We start from the raw sequence: 17223 nt of genomic DNA, 5'->3' as shown, positions 1-17223 counted from the left end.
TGTCCTATTTTGTGGCGAGCTTAGATGGTTGGAACACAGATTATGAAGAGTAAGGGGTTGATAAGGATGATTTGGCAGATCATCAATGCGCTGCTCTTCGCCTTGATCACCGGCTGGGCAGTCTACATGTTCGCTACGGTTGTGTATCGAAGGTATTTGTACATCCGTGTAGGACAGTCTGTGGATCTAGACCGAGAAATGAAGGAGCGACTACGCCAATTTATCATTCAGGTATTCGGTCAGAGCAAGCTGTTCAAGGACCGAAAGAGTGGAATCATGCACTTTGTTGTATTTTACGGATTTATTATTTTACAGTTCGGAGCTCTCGATATTATCTGGAAGGGACTAACCGGTCGCAATCTGCCGATTCCCGGTCACGACATATTTATTCTGATGCAGGAAATAACCGTGACGCTCATTCTTCTTGCAATCGGGTACGCAGCATACAGACGGTATGGAGAGAAGTTAAAGCGGTTGAAGCGGGGATGGAAGCCAAGTATCGTGGTCTTCTTCATTGTCTCACTTATGGCATCTGTTCTGCTGACAATGGCTTTTGAGAGACTGAAGGAGGGACTGCCTGCATCTAGCTTGGCACCCATTTCATCGTCTGTTGCCACTCTTTTTACTTGGATGCCGAACATCGTGATAACCACTGGCTACTATTTGTTCTGGTGGGTTCACCTCATCATTTTGCTTTCGTTTCTCGTCTATGTTCCACAGTCGAAGCACTTTCATCTCATTACAGCACCGATTAACATCCTTGTCCGAAGAACAGAGCCAGCAGGTCGATTAAGCAAGCTTAATCTGGAGGATGAGGAAGCAGAGGAATTTGGCGTTGGTAAGATCGAGGATTTCACCCAAAAGCAACTACTGGATCTCTATGCTTGCGTGGAGTGCGGACGTTGTACGAGTGTGTGCCCCGCATCCAATACCGGCAAGCTGCTCTCGCCGATGCACATGATTGTGAAGCTTCGGGATCATCTGACGGAGAAAGGCTCCGTACTTACCTCGAGGTCCCCTTGGGTACCCGCTAAAGTGTTTGGCACTTCGGGCGTACACCGGATGGAGGTAGCGGATGAATCTCTTGCCGATTGGAAGGGGGAGGGCATAACGGACATCAGCCCAACGATGGCTACTCAGAAGCGTGCTTGGCATCAGGTAGAAGGCGTGAGTCCTCAAGATGTGGAGCTGCTCGGCGGGGTCATGACCGAGGAAGAGATTTGGGCATGTACGACATGTCGTAATTGTGAGGATCAGTGCCCTGTAGCCAATGAGCATGTGGACAAAATTATCGATCTCAGACGTCATTTGGTACTGATGCAAGGCAGCGTGCCACAGGAAGGACAGCGGGCGATGATGAACATCGAGCGCCAAGGCAATCCTTGGGGCATCAGCCGCAGTGACCGGAGTAAATGGGTGACAGAAATTGATCCGGACGGAACCCTGGGGCTACAAATACCGACGGTGAAGGAGAATCCCGAATTTGAATACCTCTTCTTCGTTGGATCCATGGGCTCGTATGACAACCGCAGCCGCAAGATCACACGTGCACTCGTAAGGCTGATGAACGAAGCGGGCGTGAGCTTTGCGATTCTCGGCAATGAAGAGAAGAATTCGGGTGATACACCGCGCCGGATGGGGAACGAACTATTATTCCAGCAACTGTGCACGGAGAATATTTCGACATTCCAAAAGTATAACGTCAGCCAAATTATCACCGCCTGTCCACACACCTACAATACACTGAAAAATGAATATTCGGAGTTTGGCCTTACGGCAGAAGTTATCCACCACACCGAGTTGTTAGATAAGTTGGTGAAAGAAGGGCGCCTCAGGCCAGCCTATGAGGTTACCGAGACGATTACGTATCATGATTCTTGTTATCTTGGACGTTATAACAACGTCTACGACCAGCCGCGGGATGTGCTGCGGGCCATACCTGGCGTCAAGCTGAAGGAGATGGAACGCAGTCGTGAGAACGGCATGTGCTGCGGTGCTGGCGGCGGGCGGATGTGGATGGAGGAGGACGAAGGAAAAAGGGTGAATCTAGCCCGGACCGAGCAGGCTTTGGCAGTGTCCCCGACTCTGATCAGTTCAGCATGTCCCTACTGCCTGACAATGCTGGAAGATGGAACGAAGGAGAAGGAAGTAGAGGGAAGTGTGAAGACGAAAGACATCGCGGAAATTCTGGAGTTATCGATATTCGGTCCATCACCCAACCAAGAAGGGGAGGTTGTAATGAAATGAGTAAGCCTTTAACGAACAAAGGAATTACTGGCTCTGGTGACTTAAGTAGAAAAAGGACCATTACCAAGGCTGCCGTTATCGGCTCTGGTGTCATGGGTTCGGGGATTGCTGCCCATCTTGCGAATGCAGGCATTCCTTGTCTCTTACTCGATATCGTACCGAAATCATTAACCTCGGATGAAGAAAAAGCCGGGCTTACCTTAGAGCATCCTAAGGTGCGTAACCGTCTCGCCGCTACAGCCGTGGCGGGATTGACAAAGGCTAGCACAGCACCGCTGTATACAACGGATTTCGTCAAGCGGATTACCCCGGGGAACACCGAAGATCACCTGGATCAGCTCAAAGAAGCGGACTGGATTATTGAAGTGGTTACGGAGCGGCTGGAGATTAAGAAGAGCATTCTTTCTCTTATTGATAGCGTGCGTAAGGAAGGCGCAATCGTCAGCACGAACACCTCCGGTATTTCTGTTAACGAGATGGCAGAGGATTGCAGTGAGGAATTTCGTCGTCACTTTCTCGGAACACATTTTTTCAACCCACCCCGCCATATGAAACTGCTAGAGATTATCCCTGGCTTCGATACCGATCCTGATATTATAGCCTTTATGTCAGGTTTCTGCGAGAAACGGCTTGGCAAGGGTGTTGTTCTGGCAAAAGATACACCGAATTTTATCTCGAACCGGATCGGTACGTATGGTCTCCTCATCACACTTCGAGAAATGATCGAGAACGGATATACGGTAGAGGAAGTGGATGCTGCAACGGGTCCTGTGCTTGGGCGCCCGAAGAGCGCGACATTCCGAACGCTCGATCTGGTTGGCATAGATACCTTCGTACACGTAGCGCGAAATGTGTATGATAGCGTACCAGAAGGGGCGGAGAAGGATGCATTTACCGTTCCAGAGGTGATGAATGAGCTAGTATCCCGGGGGTGGATCGGAGAGAAGGGCGGTCAAGGTTTCTACAAAAAAGTGAAGGGTGAGCATGGCAGCAAAATTTTATCACTCCATATCTCTTCAATGGAGTACAAAGCTAGCGCCAAGATAAGCTCTCCTTCCTTGGATGCAGCCAAAGCTTCCAAGGGCGCTCGTAACAAAATCAAGGCATTCCTCGGCACAGAGGACCGATACTCGGAACTGGCATGGAATGTGTTGAAGCAAGTGCTGGTGTACGCTGCGGAGAAACTCGGTGAAATCGCGGATTCCATTGAAGATATCGACAATGCGATGAAGTGGGGCTTTAACTGGGAGCTGGGACCCTTTGAAACATGGGATTTAATCGGCTTGCCGGCATCTGTACAGCGTATGGAAGCAGAAGGAATGATCGTGCCAGCATGGGTCAAGGACTGGATTGCTGCTGGAAACGAGTCTTTCTACCAACAGAAGGATGGAAGGTTATTTCATTATTTCAAGGGTGAGTACACCGGAATCGAGGAGAAGCCAGAGATCATCTCCTTGCAGACGCTGAAAGCCCAGAACAAGATCATTCGTTCGAATACAGGTGCGAATCTGATTGATCTAGGAGATGGTGTTGCTTGTCTTGAGTTCACCTCGCCTAACAATGCGATAGGGGCAGACATTCTGGTGATGATTCAGCAGAGTGTGGAGGAGGTCCTTGCTAATTACCGGGGACTCGTCATCGCTAATGAGGGACGAAATTTCTGTGTGGGTGCAAATCTGATGCTCATGCTGATGGAGGCCCAGAGCGGGGATTGGGATGAAGTAGATGATATTATCCGCTTGTTCCAAGGCAGCATGATGAAGCTGAAGGGACTTGCGAAGCCTGTGGTGGCAGCTCCACACCGGATGGTGCTGGGCGGCGGTGTAGAAGCTTGTTTACCTGCAGATCGAGTGGTGTTCTCAGCTGAAACGTATTTTGGACTCGTAGAGACCGGCGTAGGTTTAATTCCTGCGGGTGGGGGTTGTAAGGAGATGGCACTTCGTATCAGTGATAGTCAGTCGGACCCTGAGGCTGATTTACAGCCAGCTATTAATAAGATTTTTGAGACAATTGCCTTGGCGAAGACATCTACAAGCGGACATCATGCCATTTCAATGGGATATGGACGGCAGACAGACAGCGTTGTGATGAACCCTGATTATCGCATTTTCGAAGCAAAGCAGACCGTTCTCTCTATGGATCGCGCTGGATATATACCACAGCAGCCAGGTCTTGTCCGCGTTGTCGGACGTGAAGGCCGTGCCGTTCTGCATATGGGCGCGCTAGGCATGAGACAGAGCGGCTACATTAGTGATCATGATCTCCTGATCGCGAAGAAGCTGGCGCATATTTTGACAGGGGGAGATGTACCTGCAGGTACCGTGGTACCGGAGCAGTATATGCTCGATCTCGAACGGGAGGCATTCCTCAGCCTGCTTGGGGAAGTGAAGACCCAGCAACGCATGCAGCATATGCTCGCAAAAGGCAAGCCGCTTCGTAACTGATGACCCATTTTGAATGAATGAGGTGATTGACATGAGAGAAGCCGTTATCGTATCTCTTGCCCGTACAGCGGTTGGCAGGGCGAAGAGAGGAAGTCTTGCTGAGACACGCGCCGAGGATCTAGGCAAAGCGGTACTCGAAGCGGTTATTGAACGGGCACCCGGTCTTAAGAAAGAAGACGTGGAGGATGTCATTCTCGGCTGTGCGATGCCGGAAGGAGAGCAGGGGCTGAACGTAGCCCGGATCATCTCCTTATATGCAGGTTATCCCGTGACCGTACCTGCCCTAACGGTGAACCGCTTCTGTTCCTCGGGTCTTCAAGCCATTGCCTTTGCGGCGGAGCGAATTATGCTCGGTCATGCCGAGGTCATTGTAGCTGGTGGTGTGGAGAGTATGAGTCATGTACCGATGACGGGCTTCAAGCCGGCACCGCATCCGGGGCTGGTGGAGCAAATGCCAGAGGTCTATATGGGCATGGGTCATACCGCAGAAGAGGTGGCCCGCAGGTTTGGTGTCAGTAGGGAGGATCAGGATGCGTTTGCTGTCAGTAGTCACCGGAAGGCAGCGGTAGCGATTCAAGAGGGGAGATTTCGGGATGAGATTGTTCCGCTAAGCGTGAAGCTGACAACGTCTGATGATCAGGGGAGTATCCGGCGCAAAGCATTTGTTTTTGATACCGATGAGGGGGTGCGACCTGACACTTCGCTAGCGGCTTTATCCAGGTTGAAGCCTGCATTCGCCCTTGGAGGAACCGTCACAGCTGGGAATGCATCACAGACGAGTGACGGTGCAGCGGCTGTTATAGTCATGAGCCGTGAGAAGGCAGAATCACTCGGTCTGAAGCCGCTGGCAACGTTCCGCTCTTTTGCTCTTGCTGGCGTAGATCCGGAGATTATGGGCGTGGGCCCTGTTGAGGCCATTCCCAAAGCGCTCAATATGGCCGGAATTACGCTGGATCAGGTAGATCTGTTCGAGATTAATGAAGCGTTCTCTTCTCAATGCCTTCATATTATTCGTGCACTCGATCTGGATGAGCAAAAGGTCAACGTGAATGGAGGAGCCATTGCTCTGGGGCATCCACTGGGCTGTACAGGTGCCAAACTGACAACGAGTCTAATCTCAGAACTGAGACGCCGTGGTGGCGGCTTTGGTGTTGTGAGTATGTGTATTGGAGGAGGGATGGGTGCTGCAGGCGTATTCGAGGTACACGGTTAGCTCATAAACGGTGAAAGGGGAAATCAAGCATGCGTGAGAATCAAACGAAGCAACCCAAAATCGCAGGTGGCGGATTTGTGATTGAGAACCCGGATATAGACCGGATCCTAACACCTGAGGATTTCACAGAGGAGCATCGTATGATTGGTGAGACCGTTCGTGACTTTGTTGAGGGAGAAATTATTCCGCAGGATGAACATATCGAGAAGCTCGATTATAACCTGACCGTAGAATTACTTCGTAAAGCTGGGGATCTTGGCCTCCTGGGTGCCGATATTCCCGAGGAATTCGGTGGTGTAGGACTCGATAAGGTAAGCTCCACGATTATTAATGAATCGCTCGCGAAAGGGTCTTCCTTCGCCCTATCCTTTGGCGCCCATGTTGGGATAGGCACCTTGCCTATCGTGCTTTTCGGTAAAGCAGCGCAAAAACATAAGTATCTCCCGGATCTGGCTACCGGAACCAAAATCGCAGCTTATTGCCTTACAGAGCCGACTTCTGGCTCAGATGCAATGAGCGCGAAGACAACAGCGCGCTTGTCGGATGACGGTGAACACTACATTTTGAACGGGTCCAAATTGTACATTACGAACGCCGGATTTGCAGATATTTTCATAGTATACGCCAAGATCGACGGGGAGCATTTTACCGCATTTATTGTGGAGAAGGGCCTTGAGGGCTTCTCGCTCGGACCGGAAGAGAAGAAGATGGGCATTAAGGGCTCGTCCACTCGTCCACTTTTCTTCGAAGATGTGTTGGTGCCGAAGGAGAACCTGCTTGGTGAGATCGGCAAGGGTCACCGAATCGCATTCAACATTCTGAACATTGGACGGTATAAGCTCGCGGCAGGAACGCTTGGCGCAGCGAAGGAATCGATTGAGCTGAGTGCGGAATATGCAAATACACGTAAGCAGTTCGAGACACCGATTTCGAGTTTCCCACTGATGCGTAAGAAGCTTGCGGAGATGAATATCACCTCTTTTGTGATGGAGAGCATGGTATACCGGACAGCCGGTCTCCTGGATGAAGCGATGCAGGACATCGACTACAGCAGTGATGATGCAGGAGCTCAGGTGGCAGCCGCTGTATCTGAGTATGCGATTGAGTGCTCCATTAATAAGGTGTATGCCTCGGAGGGACTAGATTTCATCGCGGACGAAGCGGTTCAGATGCATGGAGGCTACGGGTATATCCAAGAGTATAAGGTTGAGCGGATTTACCGCGACTCCCGGATTAATCGGATTTTTGAAGGGACAAATGAGATCAATCGCTTGCTCATTCCGGGTACGCTTGTCAAAAAAGCGTTGAAAGGCCAGATTGCGCTGTTAGAGAAGGCTCAAAGCCTTCAGGGCGAACTACTTCAGCTTATTCCGGGTCAGACGTTCGAAGGTACACTTGAGCAGGAAGCTCATTATCTCGATATGAGTAAGAAAATTTTCCTTCTTGCTGGTGGTCTTGCTGTACAGAAGTTCGGTACGAAGCTTGAAAAAGAACAAGAGGTGCTCGCGAATTTAGCGGATATGATGATTGATATCTATGCTCTAGAGAGCGCACTACTGCGCACCCGGAAGCAGGTGAACCGTACATCGGAAGAGAAAGCGGCTAACATGATTGAAATGACGCAGGTATTCGCCTACGAGGCCTTCCAGCGTATTGAAGCGATCGCTAAAGAAACACTTGCCTCGGTGGATACTGGAGATATGCTGCGTATGCAGCTCTCGATATTGAAGAAGCTGACTCGCAGTACACCTACGAATACGGTAGCTCTTAAGCGTAGCATTGCGGCACGTGTGGTACAGAACCAGCGTTATACCGTGTGAGGGCGGATGTATTGCCTGAGCACGTAAGATAAACGTTACCCTATACCTTTCTGATTCATTACGAGATAGCCCACTTCTTAGATGAGAAAGGGCCGCGTAAATTTTCACATGGAGTAGGAGTGAAGGAAGCTTACAGCATCCCTCAGGAAAGGGTTGGTTTTGTATGAATGCAAAGCCTTGGCTGCCGTTTTACCCAACTGAAGTAGCCCCTACTTATGAATATCCGAAACAGAATTTGGCGTTGTTTCTCGTAACATCTGCACAGAAATATCCGGATCGGCCTGCACTGTATTTTATGGGTAAAAGCATAAGCTACAAAAAATTACTAGAGTTGTCCTACCGGATGGCACATGCACTTCGAGGTAAAGGAGTGAGTAAGGGAGATCGGGTAGCAATTATGCTGCCCAACTGCCCGCAGGTGGTCATCTCTTATTATGGAACGCTGCTAGCCGGAGCGGTTGCTGTAATGACGAATCCGCTTTATGTGGAGCGGGAGATTGAGCATCAGATGAGGGATTCTGGGGCCAAAATAATGATCACCATGGATTTGTTCGTGAACCGGGTGGAGAAGGTCATGTCAGAGACAGAGCTCAAGCATATCATTGTAACCTCCATAGCAGATTATCTCCCTTTTCCCAAAAATAAATTGTATCCGATCAAGGCCAAAAAAGACGGCCCACTTCCCGTAGTCACTTATCGTGATTCCGTTCATTCGTTCAAGGCGGTTCTCGCTGCTGCAGCGGACATTCCTGTTTGCGAGAAGATTAACAGTGAAGTGGATTTGGCGCTGCTTCAATATACGGGGGGAACGACGGGTGTGCCCAAAGGGGTGATGCTTACCCATTCGAATCTCATTGCGAACACGCTCCAAAGTGCCCATTGGTGTTACAAGGTAGAAGAGGGAAAGGAACGCTATCTGGCGGCGCTGCCTTGCTTCCATGTGTTCGGTCTCACGGTATTGATGAATCAGGCGATTTACAGAGCGGGAGAGCTGCTTCTTGTGCCAAAGTTCGAGGTAACGATGATTCTAGAGCTGATCCGAAAAAGAAAACCGACCCTATTCCCCGGTGCCCCAACAATGTATATAGCACTCATTAATCATCCACGTATTTTGGAGTATGATCTATCTTCCATAAATGCATGTATCAGTGGTTCGTCAGGGTTACCAGCAGAGGTGCAGGATAAATTTGAGGAGTTAACAAAAGGACGTCTGATCGAGGGCTACGGCCTGACAGAGGCATCTCCTGTGACACATGTGAATCCAATCTGGGAAAGACGCAAGTTGGGTACGATCGGGCTGCCGATGCCAGATACGGAGGCGATGGTGGTGAATCCAGACACGGGGGAAGAGGTGCCGATTGGCGAGCCTGGAGAATTGGTAGTTAAGGGTCCACAGGTGATGAAAGGTTACTGGAACCGCCCAGAAGATACATTTGATACAATTCGCAATGGCTGGCTATTCACGGGTGATATGGCGACGATGGATGAGGAAGGGTACTTTCGTATCATCGACCGGAAGAAGGATATGATCATTGCCAGTGGTTACAATATATATCCGCGCGAAATCGAAGAGGTACTATATGAACATCCGTCTGTGAAAGAGGCTGTTGTCATTGGCACACGGGACGAATATCGCGGGGAGACGGTCAAAGCGTTCATTGTGCTGAAGGATGACGCGAAGTCCGATCCTGAGGATCTAGAGAAATATTGCCGCAGCCAGCTAGCAGCCTACAAGGTACCACGCCAGTATGTATTCCGGGATTCACTGCCTAAGACGATGATTGGGAAGGTTCTGCGGAGAAAGTTAATTGAAGAGGAGGATGAGGGGAAATAACGGAGCATAGCGCATCATGACAGAGGCGAATCGTCCGCTCGTCCGCATGAATAAGAAGTATTTTGGTTAATCAATGAATAGTTAACGAAAACACGAAGAAGGGAGGTACTGTCTTTATGAATCATGCCGATACCGGACCAAGCATGTATCCGAAACCGAATGAAGAGGAACGTGAGGCATATATACAAGCGATGAGCAAGGCTGCAGAGCCAACCTTCTGGGGATACCTGGGCTGTCAGATGGAGTCTGCAAGTGAGGAGGAAGTGGTTGTTACACTGGATGCAGAGCCGCATCATATGAATATGATGGGCATTGTTCATGGTGGTGTCCTGTCCTCGCTGATGGATAATGCGATGGGGATCGCAGTCATGTTAGAGCGCCCTGGGGATCGGACGGTAACGAGTAATTTGAACGTTCACTTTCTAACTCCGGCAAGAGAAGGGAAGCTGACAGTGAAGGCAAGTATCATCCATCGTACACGGCGCTCGGTTACAGTGGAATCTCGGATTTCACATGAGAATGGGGAGCTGGTGGCGATCAGCACGGGATCTTTTCGGGTCAAATAGCGTCAGGTTATGCACCCTCGTATGCAGGTTTATAGCAGGTAACATCCGTGGTCTGCCATTCTTCATTGATGAAGAGGGAGGCCACTTTTTTGCGTTGTCAGGGGAAGTGATACTACTAGTAGTGAACTTCCTAAAATCACCATGTCTGTCTTGTCAATCCTTTGTAGCTATGCTACAATAAGAATGCTGTTTTTATATGTGAAGATGTAAGTATACTTATTGTAATAAATTTAGATGTCTACTCGTTTAGGAGGTGGAAGTAATGGGAATGTTTTTTGAGGTGCTGCTTGTTATTTTCTCGATCGCGTTGATTGCAATTGTTCTTCTGCAGAAAGGGAAAAGTGCAGGTCTTTCCGGTGCCATCTCCGGCGGTGCGGAACATCTTTTCGGTAAAACGAAAGCCCGCGGTATGGAGCTCGTGTTGCAACGTGTAACGGTTGGTGTTGCAGCGGCATTTTTCATTCTAGCCATTGTCGTAGCCGTTTTGAAATAACTCACAAACATAACCTTCGCTTTTTCATCTATGGAAGAGCGGAGGTTTTTTTATTTTTTTCTCATATACATAGGATATGATGCTAAGGATACCCGGGATTAATTTCGTGTATACTAGGGTATGAGTAATAAGTAGGTAAACATTGGACGACATTTGTATTTTAGACGAACAGGTTTGCACGTTCCCTCGAGGTGATAATGATGATAACAGAAGAAAACATATTGGATTTAATGCGGGAAACCGATTATAAACCGATGACGTATCAGGAATTAGAGAAGCATTTTGGAATTAATGATGCACAAGAATTTCGTGAATTTTTAAAGCTATTAAACGAATTAGAGGAATCTGGAAAGATCCTGCTGACTAGTAACCAGCGCTATGGTGTGCCAGAGCGGCTTGATTTTCTGCGTGGAAGACTTCAAGTTCATGCGAAGGGCTTTGCCTTCCTCATTCCGGATGATCGCGAGCATCCCGATGTATATATCCATGCGAATGACCTGAAAAGCGCTATGAATGGCGATATCGTGCTGGCACGTGTTCATTCGAAGAGCGTCGCTGGTGGCAAGCTGGAGGGTGAGGTGGTTCGCATTGTGACACGCGCGGTTACCCAAGTGGTTGGCGTGTTCCAGAATCATGAGGCGTATGGCTTCGTTCTACCGGATGATAAGCGGATTAATCGGGATATTTTTGTACCCAAGCATGCGATAAATGGTGCAGTAGACGGCGTGAAGGTTGTTGTGAAGCTGGTGAGCTATCCAGAAGGACGCGCCGCTGCTGAGGGTGAGATTATTGAGATTCTTGGACATAAAGATGATCCGGGTATCGATATTCTGTCCATTATTCGGAAGCATCAACTGCCTGAAGGATTCCCAGAGGATGTGCTGGCTGCGGCGGATAATGCACCGGACTCCATTACGGAGGAAGAGATCGCACAGCAAGGCCGCCGGGATCTACGCGGACTGAATATCGTTACAATTGATGGCGAGGATGCCAAGGATCTTGATGATGCGGTTAATGTAGAGCGTTTGGCTAACGGTCACTATAAGCTTGGCGTACACATCGCAGATGTAGGCTACTACGTACGCGAGGGTTCGCCACTGGATATTGAAGCCTATAACAGGGGTTGTAGTGTGTACCTGGTAGATCGGGTTATTCCGATGCTGCCACACCGGCTCTCGAACGGGATTTGCAGCTTGAATCCTCAGGTGGACCGTCTTACATTGTCCTGTGAGATGGAGTTCGATGAGCAGATGAAAGTTGTGAAGCATGATGTGTTCACAAGCGTGATTCGCACGAAAGAACGGATGACCTACAATAATGTCCGTAAAATTTTGATCGACGAAGATCCAGAATTAATCGAGCGCTATAGTGATCTCGTTGATGATTTTAGACTGATGCGTGAGCTGGCACTCAAGCTTCGGAATCGCCGGATGCAGCGCGGAGCGGTGGATTTCGATTTTGTGGAATCCAAGGTCATTGTAGATGAGAACGGTAAGGCTGTAGACATTGTCAAAAGAGAACGCTCTATTGCAGAGCAAATCATAGAGGAATTCATGCTTGCGGCGAATGAGACCGTGGCAGAGCACTTCCACTGGCTGAAAGTGCCGTTTATTTACCGGATTCACGAAGATCCGGATCAAGAGAAACTGCAGAACTTTATGGCATTTGCTGCGAATTTCGGTCATCACGTCAAAGGACGGGGCAACTCGATTCACCCGCGTGCACTTCAAAGCTTGCTTGAAGACATCCAAGGTACGAAGGAGCAGACCGTACTTAGCACGATGATGCTTCGCTCGATGAAGCAGGCGAAATACGATGCAGAAAGCACGGGCCACTTCGGACTTGCAGCAGAGTATTATTCTCACTTTACATCCCCGATCCGCCGGTACCCGGACCTTGTTATACACCGGGTTATTCGGGAAGTTATTGAGAACAACAATATATTGTCAGAGAAGCGTCAGGAGTATCTGGCAGAGAGAATGCCGGATGTTGCACAGCAATCATCCGAGCGGGAACGTGTTGCAGTCGATGCTGAGCGTGATACGGAAGCTCTTAAGAAAGCGGAGTATATGCTGGATAAAGTCGGCGAAGAATTCGAAGGTATTATCAGCAGCGTAACAAGCTTCGGGATGTTTATTGAGCTGGAGAACACGGTTGAAGGCTTGATCCGTATGGGTGGCCTTACTGATGATTACTACCACTTCGATGAGAAGCACATGGCCCTGATTGGTGAACGGACATCTAAGGTGTTCCGGATCGGTGATGAGGTGAAAGTGCGTGTAGCGAACGTGAACATGGCGGAGCACACCATCGACTTCGAGATGGTAGATATGAAGCCACGCGGAGGCCGTGGTGGCAATCGTGGTGGAGCTGGATCAGGCGCCGGAGGCCGCGGTTTCGGCGGTGGTTTTGGTGGTAATCGTGAAGGCGGCAATGGTAAAGGTGCCGGCCCTAAAGGCGGCGGACGCGGTAAACGTGGCGGCGATGCACCAGCTACTGGCGGCGGCGAGAACGGCAGCTATGGTGCAAGACGCAGTAAGGGCAAGCGCGGTACTGGCGATCCAGCAGCGCGTGGTAATGAGAGCGCAGGTCATACAAGTGGCGGGCGTGGTAAACGCAGCGGTGATGCTGCTGGCCAGTCCGGTTCAGCGAGTCAAGGAATTGCGATCAACAAGGGTGAAGTAAGAGCACCTGAATCGGCTGGTGGCGAAGAGAAGCGCAGCTTTGCTTTTGGCTCAGGTAAAGGTGGATATAGCTCGAAGAGTGGTGGCAATCTTGGGTTTGACCGTAACTCCCGTAGCGGCGGAAGCGGCAAGGGACGCCGGAAGAAGACAACGGGCAGCGGGATCTTCATCGGTGACGGACCTACTCCTGGTCAAAGCGCTGGCGGTGAGAGCAGCGGTAACGGTGGTCGCAAACGGAAGAAAAAAGGCGGCAACAGCACAGCGGCTTTTGTACGGAAGAAGAAAAAGTAAGTAATACTGACGGGAATATCCCTTGAAGTGATGTGGTCGTGGATACCGACTGCAAATGAGAGGTATAGTGTGTCAAATACCCTGAAGTCAGAGAGATAGGGAGCACGAAAGCGGGTACGAGTGGTTTCATATTCTCCTACGGGATGATCGATCTTGCTTAAACCCGCGCTCCTTCTCGCATGTGAGAACGGCGCAACCGCCTGTCCTTTCTTGCTTTTGACCCATTCAGTTGGTACAATGGACTTCTGGTATGATTGCTGTTTGAGGCGGTCTTCCGGAAGTCCTTTTGATTAATAATGAAGTGATATGACGATGATAAGGAGTGAGACCATGGGTAAGAAAAGTGACGGGAAGGTTCTGGCCCAGAACAAAAAAGCTTCCCATGATTACTTCATCGAAGATACGTATGAAGCCGGTATGGTGCTGACAGGTACGGAGATAAAGTCCATACGTAATGGCCGTGCGAATATCGGGGATGCGTTTGCTACGATTCGAAATGGCGAGATTCATATCCATAACATGCACATCAGTCCTTTTGAACAAGGGAACCGGAATAATCCCACAGATCCGACGCGGACCCGGAAGCTCTTGATGCATAAGGAACAGATTCGCAAGCTGCTCGGTCAATCCAAGCAGGATGGATATTCAATCGTACCACTTAAGGTATACATTCGTAACGGTTACGCGAAGCTGCTGCTTGGTCTTGGTAAAGGTAAGAAGCAGTACGACAAGCGTGATACGGCTGCGAAGCGGGATGCACAGCGTGATATCCAGCGTGCTCTTCGTGAGAAGCAGAAGATTGCGAGATAAGCTGAGATTTATATGAGAAATATGAATTTGGCATGATGATTAATTCTTGGACATATCGTGTAATGATATACACAGTGGATGGCAGCAATTAGCTGCTTTCCCTGTTAAATATATATCACTGTACAGCAGAATGTGATATACTAAGTGATATAAGAGATCACTAAGATCATTGAAAACAAGCTTTAAGCTTCGTCATTCTTTCTTGGAGGGAAAGAATGCGGAATAGATCGATCTGCTATGGCTGATCGTCTTTGATCTAATCCGGAAGCCCTTTTGAGTAGACAGTTGACCTTATAAGGTAGATACTGTTTCTCATATTAAGGGGGCGTTTTTGGATTCGACGGGGATAGTTCGGGCATGAGTAGCGGGTAGTGGGGACGCGTCCACTTCATCAACGCTAAAGCCTATTAAACGGCAAACAACAAAACAACTACGCTTTCGCAGCTTAATAACCTGTGAGCGTGCTCTCGCTCTGTATCGCCCATGTACCGGGATGAGGGCCCAACTTTAGTGGGATACGCTGTCACATCTCCGCCTGGGGTGTGCTGAAGAAGACAATCAGGCTGACCCAAAGTAGAGCCGGTTACGGGGCGCTACTCGGGTGACATCAAAACTGTAACTACACCCGTAGAAGCTTGTGTTGTCGTTATCTTCGGACAGGGGTTCGACTCCCCTCGCCTCCATACATAACACTAAAAAGACCGCCTTTTCAGGCGGTCTTTTTTTACATTTAGAAGGATAACCAATTGTATAGTAGAGATTTTGCTTACCTTGATAGTTTTAAGAGAGATAATGTTAAGGAATTAGCTGTGTGCTTCTTTGTTCTCGATGTGACAACTTCCTTTAGATCAAAAATTTATAAGCCTGGAAGGTTAATATGTACTGAGACTGCCCTTGAGAATATTATTATGTGGTACATTGAAATAGTAAAAATTTAGGATGATAGGGGTTAATGAATTCTGTGGATGCCATAAATGTATCGAGAAAAGAAACTCATAAAAAGAGCAAACACAGAGATAGGTTGCTATTTTTATTGGATGAAATACTTTGGAATAGAATTTTATGGGGAATATTAGTTAGTGCTTTCATCAATTTGGCAGCGTATAGTTTTATCACGAATAATTTTAGGACCTATATGGCTACGGAAGAAAATGTAAGGAGTATATTAACAAATACAGTTACAATTGTATACGGCATTGATAGTATAGAGAAAGTGAAATTTAATTATAAAATTGGCGAAGTAGATTATGATAAGGATAAAGGAATAAAATCTGTGGGAATAATCTTTCAACCTCTTGACCCTGCTTTTGATGCTTCCGATTTTGTAGTTAGTACAGGAAGCGGAGAAAAAATGGAACTTGATAATGTTAGGATATTTGGTGAAGGAACCTTTGGGGTTTACATACAAAACAGAAGAACCAATGAAGTGGTAAATAACATGTTCTCATTAGGATATACATTACGTGATGAGATAGAAATAAAAGAGATTTTAAAAACCGAGTCTACATCAACATTTGCAAAATGGTTTTTAGACACTTTTAAATAAGATGATCTTAGTTTAATGAGTGTATGCGTAATTTTTGAAAAACTTTAAATCACATCAGAACTGTAACTACACCCGTAGAAGCTTGTGTTGTCGTTATCTTCAGAAAGGCCTTCGACTTCCCCGATTACATACAATATTAAAATCCACAACCGCCTAAGGTTGTGGATTTTTGCTATGTGTAATGAAACGCTAATTTTTCTCGATTCGTTAGCAAATATCAACGTACACTACATTTGAAAATCCCCGTGTACTTTCCTTGCTTCTCAACAGCAATCAATGCTTCTCTTAACGTCTTATTCTATAATTCAATCGGGTACTCAAAGCTCGCCTTATACTTCTTGCGATATTCTGAGGGAGAGATTCCCTCCTCCCGGCGAAACGCCCGTGTAAAATGATGCTGATCGTCATATCCGAGTCTGTCTGAAATTTCCTTCATTGAATCGGAGGTAAACAGTAAGAGCTCTTGAGCTAGCTGCAGACGGAGCTGGGTGACGTATTTCATCGGAGATAGACCTAACTCTTTCTGAAACAAAAAACGAAGATGCTCCTTGCTGAGTGAAACAAGCTTGGCAAGTTCCGTCAGTGACGGGCGCTCGTGCAAATGTTTCTTAATATAGTCGCATACATCATAGACACGATTATCGTAAGTCACCGGCTGTTCAGGCAGCTTATGCTGTAACGATTCAAATAACAGATGGACCCACAGATTGCCTAAGGAACGAATCTTAAGATACTGACTTGTTTGCTTTGTATCGAAAATAAAGACAGGGTAGTCCTCGTTTCTTGTTTTTCCTCGCTCTGGGCAGTTCAAATTCTTTTCATTGAGACCATGAAGTAGGCGTTGAAAGTTATCCGAGAGCTCGAACCAAAGACGGACCAACTCTTCGTAATCGCGATGGTCGGAAAGAGTTGTATGGTTAGGGAAGCGGTATAACCGCAGCAGATCGAATGCACCCACTTTAGCCTCGCAAGCAAGCGAAAGATAATGAAAGGGTCCTTCGCTCCCGAGGGAAATCCATTTATGATAAGATTGCGCGGGAAGCGCCACAATATCGTATTTTTTTACCTCGTACACGTCCTTGTTGAACTGCATCGTAGCGCTTCCTGACAACACCAGCCAAAACGTATTATAGGGCAAGGGCCCTTCGCCCGTATGTTTAAGACTAGAACGTCTCCATTCCTTCATCCAGCGTATGTTGATGTATAGATTATCCAAGGAACTTCGGTTATTCAATTCCATCTGCAGCATTTGCATGCCCCCTTATTGATGTCTTC

General features: G+C 48.1%; 11 protein-coding genes and 1 other RNA gene. 11 read left to right on the top strand and 1 reads right to left on the bottom strand.

What is annotated here, in order from left to right:
* Positions 1 to 66 precede the first annotated feature (66 nt).
* The 11 genes from AC3WJJ_RS18225 (at position 67) to AC3WJJ_RS18175 (ending at position 15948) form a co-directional block, all read left to right on the top strand.
* Positions 67 to 2247: a (Fe-S)-binding protein gene (locus tag AC3WJJ_RS18225; protein ID WP_492542891.1), complete on the top strand. Its 2181-nt coding sequence runs from the start codon at positions 67 to 69 to the stop codon at positions 2245 to 2247.
* Positions 2244 to 4691 carry a 3-hydroxyacyl-CoA dehydrogenase/enoyl-CoA hydratase family protein gene (locus AC3WJJ_RS18220; RefSeq protein WP_492542889.1) on the top strand — a complete coding sequence of 816 codons (2448 nt, stop codon included), beginning with the start codon at positions 2244 to 2246 and terminating at the stop codon, positions 4689 to 4691. The genes AC3WJJ_RS18225 and AC3WJJ_RS18220 overlap by 4 nt, the downstream gene beginning before the upstream one ends.
* A 31-nt stretch (positions 4692 to 4722) precedes the next feature.
* Entirely contained in the window at positions 4723 to 5904 is a 1182-nt protein-coding gene (locus AC3WJJ_RS18215) for an acetyl-CoA C-acyltransferase (protein ID WP_492542887.1), read from the top strand.
* Between the two features lie 29 nt (positions 5905 to 5933).
* Positions 5934 to 7724 carry an acyl-CoA dehydrogenase FadE gene (locus AC3WJJ_RS18210; RefSeq protein ID WP_492542885.1) on the top strand — a complete coding sequence of 597 codons (1791 nt, stop codon included), beginning with the start codon at positions 5934 to 5936 and terminating at the stop codon, positions 7722 to 7724.
* Between the two features lie 163 nt (positions 7725 to 7887).
* Positions 7888 to 9558, top strand: a complete 1671-nt coding sequence (locus AC3WJJ_RS18205) for a long-chain-fatty-acid--CoA ligase (protein ID WP_492542883.1) — start codon at positions 7888 to 7890, stop codon at positions 9556 to 9558.
* A 116-nt stretch (positions 9559 to 9674) separates the two neighbouring features.
* Positions 9675 to 10124: a PaaI family thioesterase gene (locus tag AC3WJJ_RS18200; protein WP_492542881.1), complete on the top strand. Its 450-nt coding sequence runs from the start codon at positions 9675 to 9677 to the stop codon at positions 10122 to 10124.
* A 262-nt stretch (positions 10125 to 10386) separates the two neighbouring features.
* Complete coding sequence (gene secG / locus AC3WJJ_RS18195) at positions 10387 to 10617, top strand: preprotein translocase subunit SecG (protein ID WP_422659271.1); 231 nt, start codon at positions 10387 to 10389, stop codon at positions 10615 to 10617.
* Between the two features lie 200 nt (positions 10618 to 10817).
* Positions 10818 to 13592, top strand: a complete 2775-nt coding sequence (gene rnr, locus AC3WJJ_RS18190; RefSeq protein WP_492542879.1) for a ribonuclease R — start codon at positions 10818 to 10820, stop codon at positions 13590 to 13592.
* Between the two features lie 330 nt (positions 13593 to 13922).
* Complete coding sequence (gene smpB, locus AC3WJJ_RS18185; RefSeq protein ID WP_422659273.1) at positions 13923 to 14402, top strand: SsrA-binding protein SmpB; 480 nt, start codon at positions 13923 to 13925, stop codon at positions 14400 to 14402.
* A gap of 321 nt (positions 14403 to 14723) precedes the next feature.
* Positions 14724 to 15088, top strand: a transfer-messenger RNA (tmRNA) gene (gene ssrA / locus AC3WJJ_RS18180).
* 266 nt (positions 15089 to 15354) lie between these two features.
* Positions 15355 to 15948 carry a hypothetical protein gene (locus AC3WJJ_RS18175; protein ID WP_492542877.1) on the top strand — a complete coding sequence of 198 codons (594 nt, stop codon included), beginning with the start codon at positions 15355 to 15357 and terminating at the stop codon, positions 15946 to 15948.
* Positions 15949 to 16246: 298 nt separating this feature from the next.
* Here AC3WJJ_RS18175 and AC3WJJ_RS18170 read toward each other — a convergent pair whose 3' ends face one another.
* A complete protein-coding gene (locus AC3WJJ_RS18170; protein ID WP_492542876.1) occupies positions 16247 to 17197 on the bottom strand; it encodes a helix-turn-helix domain-containing protein in 951 nt (316 codons plus the stop codon).
* Positions 17198 to 17223 lie beyond the last annotated feature (26 nt).

This window comes from Paenibacillus sp. FW507-14B1B (genome assembly GCF_058781425.1).
The sequence above is the reverse complement of the archived record's forward strand: the minus strand, read 5'-3'. Positions and strand labels throughout refer to the sequence as shown.

What these genes read in the sequence shown, in the direction of transcription:
- AC3WJJ_RS18225 (WP_492542891.1), top strand. Translation starts at nt 67, where the DNA reads ATGATTTGGCAGATCATCAATGCGCTGCTCTTCGCCTTGATCACCGGC.
- AC3WJJ_RS18220 (WP_492542889.1), top strand. Translation starts at nt 2,244, where the DNA reads ATGAGTAAGCCTTTAACGAACAAAGGAATTACTGGCTCTGGTGACTTA.
- AC3WJJ_RS18215 (WP_492542887.1), top strand. Translation starts at nt 4,723, where the DNA reads ATGAGAGAAGCCGTTATCGTATCTCTTGCCCGTACAGCGGTTGGCAGG.
- AC3WJJ_RS18210 (WP_492542885.1), top strand. Translation starts at nt 5,934, where the DNA reads ATGCGTGAGAATCAAACGAAGCAACCCAAAATCGCAGGTGGCGGATTT.
- AC3WJJ_RS18205 (WP_492542883.1), top strand. Translation starts at nt 7,888, where the DNA reads ATGAATGCAAAGCCTTGGCTGCCGTTTTACCCAACTGAAGTAGCCCCT.
- AC3WJJ_RS18200 (WP_492542881.1), top strand. Translation starts at nt 9,675, where the DNA reads ATGAATCATGCCGATACCGGACCAAGCATGTATCCGAAACCGAATGAA.
- secG (WP_422659271.1), top strand. Translation starts at nt 10,387, where the DNA reads ATGGGAATGTTTTTTGAGGTGCTGCTTGTTATTTTCTCGATCGCGTTG.
- rnr (WP_492542879.1), top strand. Translation starts at nt 10,818, where the DNA reads ATGATAACAGAAGAAAACATATTGGATTTAATGCGGGAAACCGATTAT.
- smpB (WP_422659273.1), top strand. Translation starts at nt 13,923, where the DNA reads ATGGGTAAGAAAAGTGACGGGAAGGTTCTGGCCCAGAACAAAAAAGCT.
- AC3WJJ_RS18175 (WP_492542877.1), top strand. Translation starts at nt 15,355, where the DNA reads ATGAATTCTGTGGATGCCATAAATGTATCGAGAAAAGAAACTCATAAA.
- AC3WJJ_RS18170 (WP_492542876.1), bottom strand. Translation starts at nt 17,197, where the DNA reads ATGCTGCAGATGGAATTGAATAACCGAAGTTCCTTGGATAATCTATAC.